Here is a 14913-nt window from a genome sequence, read left to right as displayed (position 1 = left end):
CGGGCATGACCTCGCTCTCCCCGCACTCCGCCCCGTCCCCGGTCATCCTGGCCGCCCAGCGGTCCCGCGCCGCCGCGGCGGACCTCGCACCACTGCCGCGCGCGGCCAAGGACGCCGCGCTGCTGGCCGTCGCCGACGCGCTCGAAGCCCGTTCGGACGAGATCGTCGAGGCCAACGCCGAGGACGTCGCCAGGGCCCGCGCCGCCGGTACCGCCGAGACGGTCATCGACCGGCTCACCCTCACCCCCGAGCGGATCCGCGCCATCGCCGGCGACGTACGGGACGTAGCGGCGCTGCCCGACCCGGTCGGCGAGGTCGTACGGGGCTCCACGCTGCCCAACGGGATCGACCTGCGCCAGGTGCGGGTGCCGCTCGGCGTCGTCGGGATCATCTACGAGGCCAGGCCCAACGTGACGGTGGACGCCGCCGCGCTCTGCCTGAAGTCGGGCAACGCGGTACTGCTGCGCGGCTCCGCGTCGGCGTACGCCTCCAACACCGCGCTCGTCGCGGTGGTGCGCGACGCCATCAGCGGAGCGTCCCGCGGCGAATCCGGCCAGGACGGACCGGAGTTGCCCGCCGACGCCGTCCAGCTGGTCCCCGGCGAGTCCCGTGACTCCGTACGCGAACTGATGCGGGCCCGCGGCCTGGTCGACGTGCTGATCCCGCGCGGCGGCGCCTCGCTGATCCGCACGGTCGTCGAGGAGTCCACCGTTCCGGTCATCGAGACCGGCACCGGCAACTGCCATGTGTACGTGGACGCGCAGGCCGACATCGGCACGGCCGTCGACATCCTCGTCAACTCCAAGGCGCAGCGCCCCTCCGTCTGCAACGCGGCCGAGACCCTCCTGGTCCACCGGGACATCGCGGACGCGTTCCTGCCGGCGGCGCTCGACGCCTTGGCCGAGGCCGGGGTGACCGTGCACGGTGACGAGCGGGTGCTGCGGTACGCCGCCGACTCGAAGGTGGAGGCCGTCGAGGCCACCGAGGCGGACTGGGAGACCGAGTACCTCTCGTACGACATCGCGGCTGCCGTGGTCGATTCGCTGGAGGCGGCCGTCGCCCACATCCGGCGCTGGACCTCCGGACACACCGAGGCGATCGTCACCACCTCGCAGGCCGCCGCCCGCCGCTTCACCCAACTGGTCGACTCCACCACCGTCGCGGTGAACGCGTCCACCCGGTTCACCGACGGCGGCGAGTTCGGATTCGGCGCGGAGATCGGCATCTCCACCCAGAAGCTGCACGCACGCGGACCGATGGGCCTGCCCGAGCTGACCTCGACCAAGTACATCGTGACAGGAGACGGTCACACCCGGTAACGGTCCGATCGGTCGACTTCGCACTCTCCCTGCCCAAACCCACCCTTCGGGTCTACTCTGATGGCGTGCCGGACGACGTGGGGGGCAAGCCGTTCCAGGACGGCTGGGAGCCTGACGACGACCGCGGAGGAGCGGACGAGGAATTCGCCTCCGTGGTGTTCGGCGAGGACTTCGTGCGGGCCGCCACGATCCACGAACCGACCGCCGTGGAGCGGCTGCTGGCCGCTGCCGAGGCACGCGCCGAGGCCGAGGCGGCCCGAGCGCGGGCGAGCGCCCTGTCGGTCGACGACGACCTCTACGAGGAGTACTTCGGCGAGGGTACGGGCGGCTACGGCCGTCCGTACGACCCGGAGCGGGCCGGCGGATACGACGGCCCCGACGGCGGCGAGAACGGTCCCTACGGGCGGCACGGCGGCGTACTGCGGCCCTACCGCGGCCGGGCCCGCTGGCTCCGGCCGGTGGCCTGGCTGCTGGCGCTGGTGATGGGGATCGGCATGGTCGCCCTGGCCTTCGCCGCCGTGTACCACGGAGCGTCGGCCGGCCGGCAGGACCAGGTGCCGCCGCCCGTCACGACGGGGGTCGGCAAGGTACCGGGCGGCGCAACCGTCACCCGGCCGCAGGTATCCGCCCCCGCCACGGCTCCGGCCGGTTCGTCGCCGCCCCGGGTTTCGGCCATTCCCCGTACGCCCTGACCACACCGGGCCGACGGGGCCCCCAGGAGCGCCCGCCGGTGCCCGCCGAGCCGGGTGCCCCCGCAAGTTGTCCTGTACCAGGGCGTTTACGCAGCCCCGCCGCGACCTAATCTGAAGGTATGGCGGGGCGCGATGAGCCACCCGATGGAGCACCCGACGGCCTGCCCGGCGGTGGCGAGGACGAGTACCGGTCCGTCGTCTTCGACGAATCGTTCATCCGGGCTGCCCGGCTCCAGGAGTTCTCCGCCCAGGAGCGCATGGGCGACCACGCGCCGGCCGTGCGCAGCCGCTCCGTGCGGCTGCTGAGGGGCCCCAGACAGATGCTCGTCGTGCTCATGGTGGTCACGCTGGCCCTCGGTGCGGCGATCTTCATGGGGGTGCGCCATCCGTACCTGGCGCCGGGCGGCACGGCCTCCGATCCGCTGCGGTCGACAGTGATCCCGCTGGCGCCGCGGGGCGCGGTACCGGGGGGCACGGCCGCCGGGCTGTTCGCGCACAGCCCCGCCGCCCAGTTCCGTATCGGAGCCGCGGGAGTGAACCCCCCGGCGTTCCGGCGCACCTCGCACTTCTCGGACGTCCAGGTGTCGGCGGCGCTGGCCATGGCCAAGAAGTACGTGGTGGAGTCCTCGCTCGACCCGGCCGTCCTGATGGGCGGCTCGACGGACCGGGTACGGGCCCTGCTCGCCCCGGACCAGTACAGCCAGTTCGAACAGAGCCTCGCGTCGCCGTCCGCCGACGGCGGCCACGCGGCGACCGGCTGGCTGGTGCGCTTCGACCCCGCGCAGGTGGCGCTCGCCGACCCGCAGGTCCGGGTGTCGGGCACCCTGGCGTACCAGGAGGTGGCGGCGGGGACGCTGGAGGTGGCCTCCGACCACGTCTTCGTGTACGCGCTCAGGCCTGCCGCCACCGGACCCGCGAAGGCGGGCGGCGCCTCGCTGTTCACCGTCCGCCGTGAGGTGCGCTTCCGCTTCGGCACGGACGACCTGCGGCTGCAACAGGCACGGCTGGCGTCCGCCTACGTACAGGCCGGGCCGCAGAGCTGCACGGCCGACGCGGTGAACCGGCTGCGGCCCCTGCTCGCGGGTCAGCACGCGGCGGCCGGCGGCCCGGCGGGCACGGATCCGTACGCCACCGGGCAGCCGGCCGCCGCGCTGTGCGGGACACTCGCCGTCAGGCCGTGACCGGCGCTCGCAGCCCCGAGCGAACCGGTGTCGTGACCGGCGATGCGCCGTCAGCTGCTGAGCGAACCGGTGCCCGTGACCGGCGCTGCGCCGTCAGCTCCCGGCCGGTCCCTCGCCGTCGCCGGTGGGGCGGTCCGTGCCGCTGCCGGACGCGCCGTCGCCCTTGCCCGCGCTGCCCTTGCCCCCGCCGGAACCGCCCCCGCCGGTGAACTTCCCGCGCAGCTTCCCGCCCAGGTCACCCGCTCCGCCGGCGATGTCGCCGACCAGCTTCATCAGCGGGTCCTTGCTGGTGCGCACCGTGTCGGCGTAGTGCGACGCGGACTCCCTGAAGGAGTCGGAGACCGACGTCTCCTTGTCCTCGTCACGCCGCGGGTAGTGCCCGTCCATGATCCGCTGGAAGTCCCGGCTCTCCGCCCACTTCTTCAGCTCGGCGGCACGCACCGTGGTGAACGGGTGGGAACGCGGCAGCACATTGAGGATCTTCAGCACGGAGTCGCGCAGGTCGCCCCCCGCCTCGTACTCCTCCGCCTGCGCCAGGAACGCGTCGACGTTCATCTCGTGCAGGTGGTTGCCACCGGCGATCTTCATCAGGCCGCGCATCGAGGCCCTGAGGTCCTGGCCGACCAGCAGCCCGGCCCGGTCCGCCGAGAGCTCCGACTTGCGGAACCACTCGCGCAGCGCCGTCACGAGCGCCATGATCGCGACATTGCCCAGCGGGATCCAGGCGACCTTCAGCGCGATGGTGGTGAGGAACAGCAGTATCGTCCGGTAGACCGCGTGACCGGACAGCGCATGGCCCACCTCGTGGCCGACGACCGCGCGCATCTCCTCCTCGTCCAGCAGCTCGACGAGCCCCGTGGTGACCACGATGATCGGCTCGTCCAGGCCGATGCACATGGCGTTGGGCTGCGGGTTCTGCGTGACGTACATGGCGGGGACCTTCTCCAGGTCCAGGATGTAGCAGGCGTCCCGCAGCATGACGTGGAGGTGGGCGAACTGGGCGTCGCTCACCCGCACCGAGTCGGAGAGGAAGAGGAGCCGCAGGCTGCGCTCGGGCAGCAGCCCGCTGAGCGCCTTGAACACGGTGTCGAAGCCGGTGAGCCTGCGCAGCGCCACCAGCGCCGAGCGGTCGGTCGGGTGCTCGTACGCCCGCGAGGAAATGCCCTCGAAGCGTTTGCGCTGCCTGCCCGGCACGTTCTCGTGACTGTTCTCGTGACTGCTGTCTGTCATGAATGTCCCCCTGCCTTCTGTCTTCGAGTCCCTGCTCGTCCCCCTGACGGGCCCCAGAGTATGCGGTGGGGCTAACGTGTGGCGGGGGTCCTACACCGAGAAGGAGCACGCCCGTGATGCCGGACGCGACCACACTGCTTGCTGCTGCCGCCGACCAGCAGGGGCCGGGCGATACCTTGCGGGTTCTCCTGGTTGTCCTGATCGTCGGGGCTGCCCTGCTCGCCTGGTTTCTGCTGCGTGGATATCGCAACAACGACTGAGTCGGCGTGAGCGTGCCCAGGAGGCCCGCATACGATGTTCGCGAAGCCCCCGCTCCGACTCCCGGATAGGTCCTGCTGACCATGAGCCTCCACCACACTGCCGCCAACCTGGCCACTCTCGCTGCCGAGGGTGAGCACGGCGGTAACCATCCAAGCCTGAGCCCCTTCCTCACCGGTGGCGGCGCGCTCTTCGCGCTCCTCCTGTTGCTGTGGATCACCACCCGTTTCAACCGCGACCGCTGACACCGGATCGCAGACGGGCAACAGACGGGCCAGTAGGGTCTGCACGCATGGGAGAGCAGAAGAGGCGTCTCGGCGTGATGGGCGGGACTTTCGACCCGATCCATCACGGACACCTGGTCGCCGCCAGTGAGGTGGCCTCGCAGTTCCATCTCGACGAGGTGGTGTTCGTACCGACCGGGCAGCCGTGGCAGAAGAGCCACAAGGTCGTCTCCCCGGCGGAGGACCGGTATCTGATGACGGTCATCGCGACCGCGTCCAACCCGCAGTTCTCGGTGAGCCGCATCGACATCGACCGCAGCGGGCCGACGTACACCATCGACACCCTGCGGGATCTGCGCGAGACCCACACCGACGCGGACCTCTTCTTCATCACCGGGGCCGACGCGCTCTCCCAGATCCTCACCTGGCGGAACGCGGAGGAACTGTTCGGACTCTCTCATTTCATCGGCGTGACCAGGCCTGGTCACGTCCTGACGGACGACGGCCTGCCGGAAGGCGGTGTCTCCCTGGTGGAGGTGCCGGCCCTGGCGATCTCGTCGAGCGACTGCCGGGCCCGGGTCGAACAGGGGGACCCGGTCTGGTATCTGGTTCCGGACGGTGTGGTGCGCTACATCGACAAGCGCCAGCTGTACCGCGGCGAATGACCGTGGAGAGGGGCACCGTTGAACGACCGACAGAACCCGTATGTCCAGTACGACCAGTACGGGCAGCCGATGCAGCTCGTCGGGTACGACGAGTACGGGCAGCCGGTGTACCAGCAGGTGCAGCAGCAACAGCAACAGCAGCAACAGCCGCCCCAGTACGACCAGTACGGGCAGCAGCCCCAGCAACAGGGGTACGGATACGACCCGTACGCCCAGCCTCAGCACTCGACTGAGGCGTACCAGCAGCAGGGCTACGACTACGGCACCGGGCAGCAGCCCGTGGTCGACACCGGGCAGCAGCCCGCGGTCGACACCACACAGCAGTGGATACCGCAGCAGCCCCACCCGCCGCAGCCGCAGGCTCCCGCCCCACCGGCTGCGGCGCCACGGCCTCCGGAGCCCCAACAGCCGGGCCAGGCACAGCAGTCGCAGCAGACACAGGTGCAGCAGGCTCCGCCGCAGCGGCCCGTTCCCGGTCAGCGCCGTCCGGCCTCGGACGAAGTCGACTACCGGACTGAACAGTTCTCCTTCATAGAAGAGCCCGACGAGGACTCCGAAGACGTCATCGACTGGCTGAAGTTCACCGAGAGCCGCACCGAGCGGCGCGAGGAGGCCAGGCGCCGGGGCCGCAACCGCGTCGTCTCGCTGATCGTCGTGGTGGCACTCGTCGTCGCGGGCGGCATCGGATACCTCTGGTACGCGGGCATGCTGCCGGGACTCTCCGGCTCGGACAGCAAGAACGCGACAGCATCCGGCGCGCAGCAGCACGACGTGATCGTGGTCCACCTGCACAACACGAAGGGCGGCGGCACGTCCACCGCGCTCCTCGTCGACAACGTCACCACCGGGCACGGGACCACGGTCCTGCTGCCCAACTCCCTCTCCGTGGCGAACGACGACGGCACCGCCACGACGCTCGGCAAGTCCGTCGACGACGACGGCTCGGACGGCACCAGGCAGGCGCTCGGCACCCTGCTCGGAGCCAAGATCGGCGGCACCTGGCGGCTCGACACCCCGTACCTGGAGAACCTGGTCGAGCTGGTCGGCAACATCGAGATCGACACCGACACCGATGTTCCGGACAGCAAGAAGGGCGCCGATCCGCTGGTGCACCGGGGCACGGGGCAGACGCTCAGCGGGCAGATGGCTGTGGCGTACGCCACGTACCGCGCGCCCGGCGAGCCCGAGGCGAAGCAGCTCCAGCGTTTCGGGCAGGTCATGACGGGCGTGCTGAAGAAGATCTCGGACGACCCGCAGGCCGCGACGACCACGGTGAAGAACCTGGCGCAGATCCAGGATCCGTCCCTGACGGACAAGGACCTGGGCGCCTCGCTGGCCAAACTCGCCGCGCATGCCAAGAAGGGCGACTACCGGACCACCCTGCTGCCCGTGCAGAGCGACGGCACGCTCACCCAGCAGACGAGCGACGGCGTGGTCAAGGAGATCCTCGGCGGCTCGGTGACGGCGCCCGCGAAGGGCACCGCCGTGAGCGTGGGCATCTCGAACGCCAGTGGCAAGACGGCCGCGACGGAGCGCGCCAGGATCGACCTGGTCAACGGCGGCTACACGGTCCTGATCGGCAGCGAGGCGAGCGTGAGCACGTCGTCGCAGGTCACCTACGGTGACGCGGCGCAGAAGGAGAACGCGACCGAGGTCGCGAAGACCCTCGGTCTGCCGGCCGGCTCGGTCCGTAAGGGCAAGGTCGGGGCGAGCGCGGACGTCTCGGTGGTACTCGGCCAGGACTACCAGGTCAAATAACGTTTACGGGACCGTCGGCGGTCCGTGAGACCCTAGGGAGTCTCCCCGACCGCCGACGAAAGCCTGCCAGTGACCGCCACGGACCGTTCCATCGAGCTCATCAACGCCGCCGCCCAGGCCGCCGCCGACCGGCTCGCGCACGACATCACCGCGTACGACGTCAGCGATGTGCTGTCGATCACCGACGCCTTCCTGCTCGCCTCCGCTCCCAACGACCGCCAGGTCAAGTCGATCGTCGACGAGATCGAGGAGCGGCTGAACAAGGACCTCGGCGCCAAGCCGGTGCGCCGTGAGGGCGACCGCGACGCCCGCTGGATCCTGCTCGACTACGTCGACATCGTCATCCACGTCCAGCACAGCGAGGAGCGCGTCTACTACGCGCTGGAGCGGCTCTGGAAGGACTGCCCCGAGATCCCGCTCCCCGAGGACGCCGTCAAGACCCGCGGCAAGGCCGAGGAGCACGCCAAGCTCAACGGCGGCGGCGACGCCGGCCAGGATCTCCCCCTGGACATGGACGACGCAGACCTGGACGGTGAGCTGCACTGAACGGCACCACGGGCGGCCGTGGCCGCCGCATCGTGCTCTGGCGGCACGGCCAGACCGCGTGGAACCTGGAGCGGCGCTTCCAGGGCACCACGGACATCGAGCTGACCGAGGAAGGCGTCGGCCAGGCGCGCCGGGCCGCCCGGCTGCTCGCCTCGCTGAAGCCCGACGCGATCGTCGCCTCCGACCTGCGGCGAGCAGCGGCCACCGCAGGTGAACTGGGCGCGGTCACCGGCCTCGGCATCGCGTACGACTCCGCCCTGCGCGAGACGTACGCGGGCACCTGGCAGGGACTCACGCACACCGAGATCATCGCGGGTTACGGCGAGCAGTACGCCGCGTGGAAACGCGGTGAGCCGGTGCGGCGCGGTGGCGGTGAGCTGGAGACCGAGGTCGCCGACCGGGCCGCCCCGGTCGTGCTGAAACATGCCGACGAACTGCCCGACGACGGCACGCTCGTGGTCGTCAGCCACGGCGGCACCATCCGCACCACCATCGGTCGGCTCCTCGGTCTGGAGTCGTACCACTGGGAGGGCCTGGGCGGCCTCTCCAACTGCTGCTGGTCGGTCCTGGGCGAGGGTGCCCGTGGCTGGCGGCTGCTGGAGCACAACGCCGGGACCCTTCCGGAGCCGGTGTTCGGCGACGACGACTGAGGGCTCCCCGGTGGCCGTCCGGGCGGATTTCACTTTCTGGCTGTTCACACGCTAAAGTTCTTCTTGTTCGCGCCGCAGGGCCGCAGAGAATGCAGCAAGCGAAGCGAACAGCGGGGCTATAGCTCAGTTGGTAGAGCGCCTGCATGGCATGCAGGAGGTCAGGAGTTCAATTCTCCTTAGCTCCACAATCGACAATCCCGTCCCCGTCAGGGGGCGGGATTTTCTGTATGCCCGCAGCTCGTCAACGGGCCCCGGCGCTCCCCGGGTTCGCGCCGGCCGCCCCCGGCGGGCCGCGTTCCGTTCGCCCCCGGCGGGGCCGCGTTCCGTTCGCCCGGACTCCGTCCACGACCTCGCCCGCGGCGCGGAGAGCGCCCCACGGCCACCGGGCCGGGGCGGGCGAAACGGTTCGCCCGCGGGCCCGACCCGGGCCGTGCTCCCGGGGATGCGGCCGTGCTCGTTCGCCGACGCCACTGACCCCCTTGCGGGGCCATGGCAGAATCGGACCGCCGGAGGGACGACGGCCCGTCAGGGAGGGGAGAGCGCGATGCCCGCGAGCACGCTCCAGAGTGTCCATGCCCTGGTCGGCGGGGCGACGGCCCGCACGCGGCCCGACTGCCCGCCCCACGGTTCCCCCCACACCGCCCGGACACTCGGCGACAGCGGCGGGATGTCGTGCATGTGCCCGGCCTGCGGCCACAGTTGGAGCTGACCGATGGGTGCACACAGGAGGAAATGCGACTGGTGCGGCAGCGGTACGCCCATCGTCCGCGACATGGATCCGGTCAACGCCGACTACCAGTACTGGTGCGAGGAGTGCGCGCGGGCGCTGATCATAAAAGGCGACCCGATCGAGACGTACCGGGAGCTTGAGGGCGAGCCGATCTACGGCCGGCTGCTGGAGGACCACTGCACGCTCAAGCGGTTCTACTCCTTCGCCACCGCCTGACGGGAATGGATTTGGCGGAGCACCCGGTGGACCGTGTAATGTTGGCGGAGCCGAAGGGGAATCCCCCGGAACGGCACACAGCACGGGGCTATAGCTCAGTTGGTAGAGCGCCTGCATGGCATGCAGGAGGTCAGGAGTTCAATTCTCCTTAGCTCCACAGTGAAGCAGTGGGAAGCGGGTCACCCGAACAGGGTGGCCCGCTTCTTGCTTGTCCGCCGCCGTGCCTGTTCCTGCGGCCGGGGCGCGTGCCGTCGGCCTGTGCGGCGGGACACCCCCGGGCCCTGTTCCCCGGTTCCCGATACGTCTGTGCGCGGTGTGAGGGGCCTGCGGTACCCTGACGCCATGCGTGCCGTACGCCTTCTGCTTAGCGAGCCGCGCTGAATCAGTCCCGACCGATGAAGTCCCCCGGTCGGCATCAGCGCGGCGTCCCCTCCTGTGCGAGGGGCTTTTTCGTTTGGTGCCACTGGCGCCGCAGCCGCGGGGAACGCGGGCAGAGACGACCGATGGAGCTTTGAGGACCATGAGCGAGACGAATTCTTCCTCCGCTGCCGAAAGCGCGGGAGGAGTCCCTTCCGAGGTGACCGCAGCGCACCGTTACACGGCTGCCATGGCCGCTGACATCGAGGCACGCTGGCAGGACTTCTGGGACGCCGACGGCACGTACGAGGCGCCGAACCCGACCGGTGACCTGGCGGACGACCCGGTCCTGGCGGCCCGGCCCAAGAAGTTCGTCATGGACATGTTCCCGTACCCCTCGGGTACCGGGCTGCACGTCGGCCACCCGCTGGGCTACATCGCCACGGACGTCTACGCCAGGCACCAGCGCATGACCGGGCACAACGTCCTGCACACCCTGGGCTTCGACGCCTTCGGGCTGCCGGCCGAGCAGTTCGCCGTGCAGACCGGCACCCACCCGCGGGCCTCGACCGAGGCCAACATGGAGAACATGAAATCCCAGCTGCGCAGGCTGGGGCTGGGCCACGACAACCGCCGGTCGTTCGCCACGATCGACCCCGAGTACTACAAGTGGACGCAGTGGATCTTCGTCCAGATCTTCAACTCCTGGTACGACCGGGACGCGGAGCGGGCGCGCCCGATCGCCGAGCTGATCGCCCAGTTCGAGAGCGGTGAGCGCACGGTGCCCGGCCCGCGCGCGTGGAGCGAACTGGACGCGGAGGGGCGCGCGAACCTGCTGGGCGAGTACCGCCTGGCGTACGCGTCGGACGCCCCCGTCAACTGGTGCCCCGGCCTGGGCACCGTACTGGCGAACGAGGAGGTGACCGCGGACGGCCGTTCCGAGCGCGGCAACTTCCCCGTCTTCAAGGCGAAGCTGCGCCAGTGGAACATGCGGATCACCGCGTACGCGGACCGGCTGCTGGCCGACCTGGACGCGCTGGACTGGCCCGAAGCGATCAAGCTGCAGCAGCGGAACTGGATCGGCCGTTCCGAGGGCGCCCGGGTGGACTTCGCGGTGGGCTCCGGCTCCGAGCGGATCACGGTGTTCACCACCCGCCAGGACACGCTCTTCGGTGCCACGTACATGGTGCTGGCGCCCGAGCACGAGCTGATCTCCGGCGAGCGGTCGATCGTCCCCGACGCCTGGCCCGAGGGCACGCACGAGGTGTGGACCGGCGGCCACGCGACCCCGGCCGAGGCTGTTGCCCGGTACCGCGCCTTCGCCGCTTCGAAGTCCGACGTCGAGCGCCAGGCCGACGCCAAGGAGAAGACCGGCGTCTTCACCGGCGCGTACGCCGTCAACCCGGTCAGCGGCGAGCCGGTGCCCGTCTTCATCGCCGACTACGTGCTGATGGGGTACGGCACCGGCGCGATCATGGCCGTCCCCGCGCACGACAGCCGCGACTTCGCCTTCGCGCGCGCCTTCGAACTGCCGATGCGCTGTGTCGTGGAGCCGTCCGACGGCCGTGGTACGGACACCTCGGCCTGGGACGACGCCTTCGTGGCGCACGACGCGAAGCTGGTGAACTCCGCCGACACCGACATCTCCCTGGACGGTCTGGGCGTCGTCGAGGCCAAGGCCAGGATCACCGAGTGGCTGACCGCGCGCGGTATCGGCGAGGGCACGGTCAACTTCCGGCTGCGCGACTGGCTGTTCAGCCGCCAGCGCTACTGGGGCGAGCCCTTCCCGATCGTTTACGACGAGGACGGCATCGCCCACTCGCTGCCCGAGTCGATGCTGCCGCTGGAGCTGCCCGAGGTCGAGGACTACTCGCCGCGCACCTTCGACCCGGACGACGCCGACACCTCGCCGGAGACCCCGCTGTCCCGCAACGAGGACTGGGTCGACGTCGAGCTGGACCTGGGCCGCGGGGACGGCGTCAAGAAGTACCGGCGCGAGACCAACACCATGCCCAACTGGGCCGGTTCCTGCTGGTACGAGCTGCGCTACCTGGACCCGCACAACAGCGAGAAGCTGGTCGACCCCACCATCGAGCAGTACTGGATGGGGCCGCGCGAAGGCATGCCGCACGGCGGTGTGGACCTGTACGTCGGCGGCGCCGAGCACGCCGTACTGCACCTGCTGTACGCGCGGTTCTGGTCGAAGGTCCTGTTCGACCTGGGGCACATCTCCTCGGTCGAGCCGTTCCACAAGCTGTACAACCAGGGCATGATCCAGGCTTTCGTCTACCGTGACAGCCGCGGCATCGCCGTTCCGGCCGCCGAGGTCGAGGAGCGGGACGGCGGCTTCTGGTACGCGGGCGAGAAGGTCACCCGGGTCCTGGGCAAGATGGGCAAGTCCCTGAAGAACGCCGTCACTCCGGACGAGATCTGCGCCGAGTACGGCGCGGACACGCTGCGGCTGTACGAGATGGCGATGGGCCCGCTGGACGTCTCACGGCCGTGGGACACCCGTGCGGTGGTCGGACAGTACCGGCTGCTGCAGCGGCTGTGGCGCAATGTCGTCGACGAGGAGACCGGTGAGGTCACCGTCTCCGACGCCGAGGCCGGCGAGGACACGCTGCGCGCGCTGCACAAGGCGATCGACGGGGTCGGCCAGGACCTGGCCGGGTTGCGCTTCAACACCGCCATCGCCAAGATCACCGAGCTGAACAACTTCCTGACCAAGGCGGGCGGCGCCGTACCGCGCACGGTGGCCGAGCAGCTGGTGCTGCTGGTCGCGCCGCTGGCACCGCACATCGCCGAGGAGCTGTGGCACAAGCTGGGGCACAGCGATTCGGTGGTCCACCAGGACTTCCCGGCCGCCGACCCGGCGTACGTGGTGGACGAGACCGTGACCTGCGTCGTGCAGATCAAGGGCAAGGTCAAGGCGCGCCTGGAGATCTCGCCGTCGATCACGGACGCGGACCTGGAGAAGCTGGCGCTGGCCGACCCGGCCGTCGTCGCGGCGCTGGGTGAGGCGGGGATCCGCAAGGTGATCGTGCGGGCGCCGAAGCTGGTGAACATCGTGCCCGCGTAGCCCCGCAGCATGGCATCCGGTGCTCCGGTACGGCACCAAGTACGGCACCGGTCCCGCGTGGGGTGCGAGCTTTCCCCCCAGGGGCAGGTCGGGGGTTCCTGAGGAACCTCCGGCCTGCCCTTTCCGTTTACGGTGGAGATACCGGGTCCGGCACGAAGAGTCCGCACCGCGTCGACAACCGAGGGATGCCTCATGGAAGCCCTGATCCTGATCCTGGCGTTGCTCTTCCTCGCCTTCGTCGGGGTGGGGGCCTACGCGGCCGTCAAGGTGGTCGGCGCGGCCAGGCGGGGCGTGGACCAGACGATCGCGCAGGCCAGGCGCACCGTCGAGGACACCGCGCTGCGCGCGAAGAGCTACGGCCAGCCGGGCGCCGGGGGCGAACTGGCGCAGCTGAGGCTCACACTGCGTACGTCGATGAGGGCCACCCAGGACGCCCTGCACGCGGGCGTGGCGGAGGACGAGTCGCTGCGCGAGACGCTGGGACTCTTCGAACGGCTCAGCGTGCACGGCCTGGAGCTGGACGCTGAGCTGAGACGGCTGGAGCGCGAGCCGGACAAGACCGGACTCGGCCGCCGACTGCCCGGCCTGCGGGAGCGTACGGAGCAGATCACGCACTCGGCCGACGCACTGCGCTGGGCGGCCCGGGACCGGGCCCGGAGGTTCGCCGACGACGATCTGATCGCGCTGAACGCGGAGATCGATGTGGAGGCGGGGGCGCTGCGGCACTGGACGACCTCCGGCGAGGAGGGGGCCGGTACGGCGTCAGGGGAGCGGCCGGGTTCGAGTTCGGCTTCGGCTTCGACCGCGGGCGCGCGGCGGCGGTCCGCGAAGGACACCGGACCGGGCGCCGCGTCCGGGACCACTGCGGGACCCGAGGCGATCACCGGGCGGGACCGCGACGAACCGCGGCGCCGCTATCCGTGGCAGAAGACCGGCCGCCCGGAGAGCACCACCTGAGTGATCGCCGGGAGGGGCCGCGCTGCCGTGCCCCGGCACCTGCGGGTAATCTCCCGCTCATGTCCCGCCATGTCGCGATCGTCACCGATTCCACGGCCTACCTGCCGCAGCAGACGTTGGTGCGGCACAGCATCACAGCGGTGCCGCTGACCGTGGTCCTCGGCGACCGGGCCCTGGAGGACGGTACGGAGACCTCGGCCCGCGCACTGGCCCTGGCCCTTCAGAAGCGGCGCTCGGTGACCACGTCCCGGCCCAGCCCCGAGGTCTTCGCGGCCACCTACCGGGCGGCAGCCGAGGCGGGGGCGACCGGCATCGTCTCGCTGCATCTGTCGGCCGAGTTCTCCGGGACGTACGACGCCGCCGTGCTGGCGGCGAAGGAAGCGCCCGTACCGGTACGGGTGGTGGACACCGGCGTGGTCGCCATGGCCCTCGGGTTCTGCGCACTGTCGGCCGCCGGGACCGCGGAGGCCGGCGGCACGCTGGACGAGGCGGTGGCCGCCGCGGAGAAGCGCGCCGGGGGCACGTCCGCGTACTTCTACGTGGACACCCTGGACTACCTGCGCCGCGGCGGCCGGATCGGTGCGGCACAGGCGCTGCTCGGCTCGGCGCTCGCGGTGAAGCCGCTGCTGGAGCTCGACGGCGGCCGGATCGAAATGCGGGAGAAGGTACGCACGGCCTCGAAGGCGATCGCCCGGCTGGAGGAGATCGCCGCCGACCGGGCGGGGGCGGATCAGGTGGACATCGCGGTACACCATCTGGCGGCGCCCGAGCGGGCGGCGGCGCTCGCGGAACGGCTGCGCGACCGTGTGCCGGGCCTGGTCGACCTGCATGTCAGCGAGGTGGGCGCGGTCATCGGAGCGCATACCGGACCGGGACTGCTGGGAGTTGTCGTCTCACTGCGCTGAAGCCGCTCGATCGGGTGGCGGTGTTATCCACAAGTGCCGGGTTCTCCACCGAAATTGACCTTGATCAGCGGGGGCCGGGGGAGATGCCTACCGTCTCGTGGCATGACTTCCCGAACGCTCAGCCCACGTTCTGCGACCAGCGGCCC

At 70.5% G+C, this 14913-nt stretch carries 15 protein-coding genes and 2 tRNA genes; 15 read left to right on the top strand and 2 right to left on the bottom strand.

Going from position 1 to position 14913, the window contains the following annotated elements; genetic code table 11:
* Positions 1 to 5 precede the first annotated feature (5 nt).
* The 3 genes from OG709_RS11085 (at position 6) to OG709_RS11075 (ending at position 3192) form a co-directional block, all read left to right on the top strand.
* The gene (locus OG709_RS11085; protein WP_250298406.1) at positions 6 to 1319 is read left to right on the top strand and encodes a glutamate-5-semialdehyde dehydrogenase; all 1314 of its coding nucleotides are present in this window, start codon (positions 6 to 8) and stop codon (positions 1317 to 1319) included.
* A 65-nt stretch (positions 1320 to 1384) separates the two neighbouring features.
* Positions 1385 to 2011 (top strand): SCO2584 family spore wall biosynthesis protein, encoded by a 627-nt coding sequence (locus tag OG709_RS11080; RefSeq protein WP_326694910.1) that lies wholly within the window; start codon positions 1385 to 1387, stop codon positions 2009 to 2011.
* Between the two features lie 119 nt (positions 2012 to 2130).
* Positions 2131 to 3192 (top strand): SCO2583 family membrane protein, encoded by a 1062-nt coding sequence (locus tag OG709_RS11075; RefSeq protein WP_329165840.1) that lies wholly within the window; start codon positions 2131 to 2133, stop codon positions 3190 to 3192.
* 93 nt (positions 3193 to 3285) lie between these two features.
* Here OG709_RS11075 and OG709_RS11070 read toward each other — a convergent pair whose 3' ends face one another.
* Entirely contained in the window at positions 3286 to 4422 is a 1137-nt protein-coding gene (locus tag OG709_RS11070) for a M48 family metallopeptidase (protein WP_250298403.1), read from the bottom strand.
* 116 nt (positions 4423 to 4538) lie between these two features.
* Here OG709_RS11070 and OG709_RS11065 point away from each other — a divergent pair, with 116 nt between their 5' ends.
* From OG709_RS11065 to OG709_RS11035, 7 genes are all read left to right on the top strand, one after another.
* Complete coding sequence (locus tag OG709_RS11065; protein WP_250298402.1) at positions 4539 to 4682, top strand: hypothetical protein; 144 nt, start codon at positions 4539 to 4541, stop codon at positions 4680 to 4682.
* Between the two features lie 81 nt (positions 4683 to 4763).
* Positions 4764 to 4925, top strand: a complete 162-nt coding sequence (locus OG709_RS11060) for a hypothetical protein (protein ID WP_250298401.1) — start codon at positions 4764 to 4766, stop codon at positions 4923 to 4925.
* A gap of 47 nt (positions 4926 to 4972) precedes the next feature.
* Positions 4973 to 5569: a nicotinate-nucleotide adenylyltransferase gene (gene nadD, locus OG709_RS11055; protein WP_250298400.1), complete on the top strand. Its 597-nt coding sequence runs from the start codon at positions 4973 to 4975 to the stop codon at positions 5567 to 5569.
* Positions 5570 to 5587: 18 nt separating this feature from the next.
* On the top strand, positions 5588 to 7327 hold the full coding sequence (locus OG709_RS11050; RefSeq protein ID WP_329165838.1) for an LCP family protein: 1740 nt from the start codon (positions 5588 to 5590) through the stop codon (positions 7325 to 7327).
* A 69-nt stretch (positions 7328 to 7396) separates the two neighbouring features.
* On the top strand, positions 7397 to 7873 hold the full coding sequence (rsfS, locus tag OG709_RS11045) for a ribosome silencing factor (RefSeq protein WP_250298397.1): 477 nt from the start codon (positions 7397 to 7399) through the stop codon (positions 7871 to 7873).
* Positions 7870 to 8523, top strand: a complete 654-nt coding sequence (locus OG709_RS11040) for a histidine phosphatase family protein (RefSeq protein ID WP_250298544.1) — start codon at positions 7870 to 7872, stop codon at positions 8521 to 8523. Before rsfS ends, OG709_RS11040 begins: the two co-directional genes overlap by 4 nt.
* Before the next feature lie 112 nt (positions 8524 to 8635).
* Positions 8636 to 8708 (top strand) — tRNA-Ala (locus OG709_RS11035).
* Positions 8709 to 9048: 340 nt separating this feature from the next.
* On the opposite strand, the gene OG709_RS11030 is transcribed toward OG709_RS11035, so the two are convergent.
* Positions 9049 to 9297 carry a hypothetical protein gene (locus OG709_RS11030; protein WP_250298559.1) on the bottom strand — a complete coding sequence of 83 codons (249 nt, stop codon included), beginning with the start codon at positions 9295 to 9297 and terminating at the stop codon, positions 9049 to 9051.
* Between OG709_RS11030 and OG709_RS11025 the strand changes: the two genes are divergently transcribed.
* The 5 genes from OG709_RS11025 to OG709_RS11005 all read left to right on the top strand — a co-directional run bounded on the left by OG709_RS11025 (position 9236) and on the right by OG709_RS11005 (position 14767).
* Positions 9236 to 9469: a hypothetical protein gene (locus tag OG709_RS11025; RefSeq protein WP_250298396.1), complete on the top strand. Its 234-nt coding sequence runs from the start codon at positions 9236 to 9238 to the stop codon at positions 9467 to 9469. The two genes, OG709_RS11030 and OG709_RS11025, sit on opposite strands and share 62 nt — an antisense overlap.
* 84 nt (positions 9470 to 9553) lie before the next feature.
* Positions 9554 to 9626, top strand: a tRNA-Ala gene (locus tag OG709_RS11020).
* Between the two features lie 363 nt (positions 9627 to 9989).
* Positions 9990 to 12905, top strand: a complete 2916-nt coding sequence (gene leuS / locus OG709_RS11015; RefSeq protein ID WP_250298395.1) for a leucine--tRNA ligase — start codon at positions 9990 to 9992, stop codon at positions 12903 to 12905.
* Between the two features lie 192 nt (positions 12906 to 13097).
* The gene (locus tag OG709_RS11010; RefSeq protein WP_250298394.1) at positions 13098 to 13862 is read left to right on the top strand and encodes a hypothetical protein; all 765 of its coding nucleotides are present in this window, start codon (positions 13098 to 13100) and stop codon (positions 13860 to 13862) included.
* Positions 13863 to 13921: 59 nt separating this feature from the next.
* A complete protein-coding gene (locus OG709_RS11005; protein WP_250298393.1) occupies positions 13922 to 14767 on the top strand; it encodes a DegV family protein in 846 nt (281 codons plus the stop codon).
* The last annotated feature ends 146 nt before the right edge of the window (positions 14768 to 14913 follow it).

This window comes from Streptomyces sp. NBC_01267 (assembly GCF_036241575.1).
Lineage (GTDB): Bacteria > Actinomycetota > Actinomycetes > Streptomycetales > Streptomycetaceae > Streptomyces.
The sequence above is the reverse complement of the archived record's forward strand: the minus strand, read 5'-3'. Positions and strand labels throughout refer to the sequence as shown.

Excerpts from the sequence above, each read along its gene's own strand:
- OG709_RS11070 (WP_250298403.1), bottom strand. The coding sequence starts at position 4,422 with ATGACAGACAGCAGTCACGAGAACAGTCACGAGAACGTGCCGGGCAGG.
- OG709_RS11075 (WP_329165840.1), top strand. The coding sequence starts at position 2,131 with ATGGCGGGGCGCGATGAGCCACCCGATGGAGCACCCGACGGCCTGCCC.
- nadD (WP_250298400.1), top strand. The coding sequence starts at position 4,973 with ATGGGAGAGCAGAAGAGGCGTCTCGGCGTGATGGGCGGGACTTTCGAC.
- OG709_RS11025 (WP_250298396.1), top strand. The coding sequence starts at position 9,236 with ATGGGTGCACACAGGAGGAAATGCGACTGGTGCGGCAGCGGTACGCCC.
- OG709_RS11010 (WP_250298394.1), top strand. The coding sequence starts at position 13,098 with ATGGAAGCCCTGATCCTGATCCTGGCGTTGCTCTTCCTCGCCTTCGTC.
- OG709_RS11005 (WP_250298393.1), top strand. The coding sequence starts at position 13,922 with ATGTCCCGCCATGTCGCGATCGTCACCGATTCCACGGCCTACCTGCCG.
- OG709_RS11060 (WP_250298401.1), top strand. The coding sequence starts at position 4,764 with ATGAGCCTCCACCACACTGCCGCCAACCTGGCCACTCTCGCTGCCGAG.
- OG709_RS11085 (WP_250298406.1), top strand. The coding sequence starts at position 6 with ATGACCTCGCTCTCCCCGCACTCCGCCCCGTCCCCGGTCATCCTGGCC.
- OG709_RS11065 (WP_250298402.1), top strand. The coding sequence starts at position 4,539 with ATGCCGGACGCGACCACACTGCTTGCTGCTGCCGCCGACCAGCAGGGG.
- leuS (WP_250298395.1), top strand. The coding sequence starts at position 9,990 with ATGAGCGAGACGAATTCTTCCTCCGCTGCCGAAAGCGCGGGAGGAGTC.
- OG709_RS11030 (WP_250298559.1), bottom strand. The coding sequence starts at position 9,297 with ATGTCGCGGACGATGGGCGTACCGCTGCCGCACCAGTCGCATTTCCTC.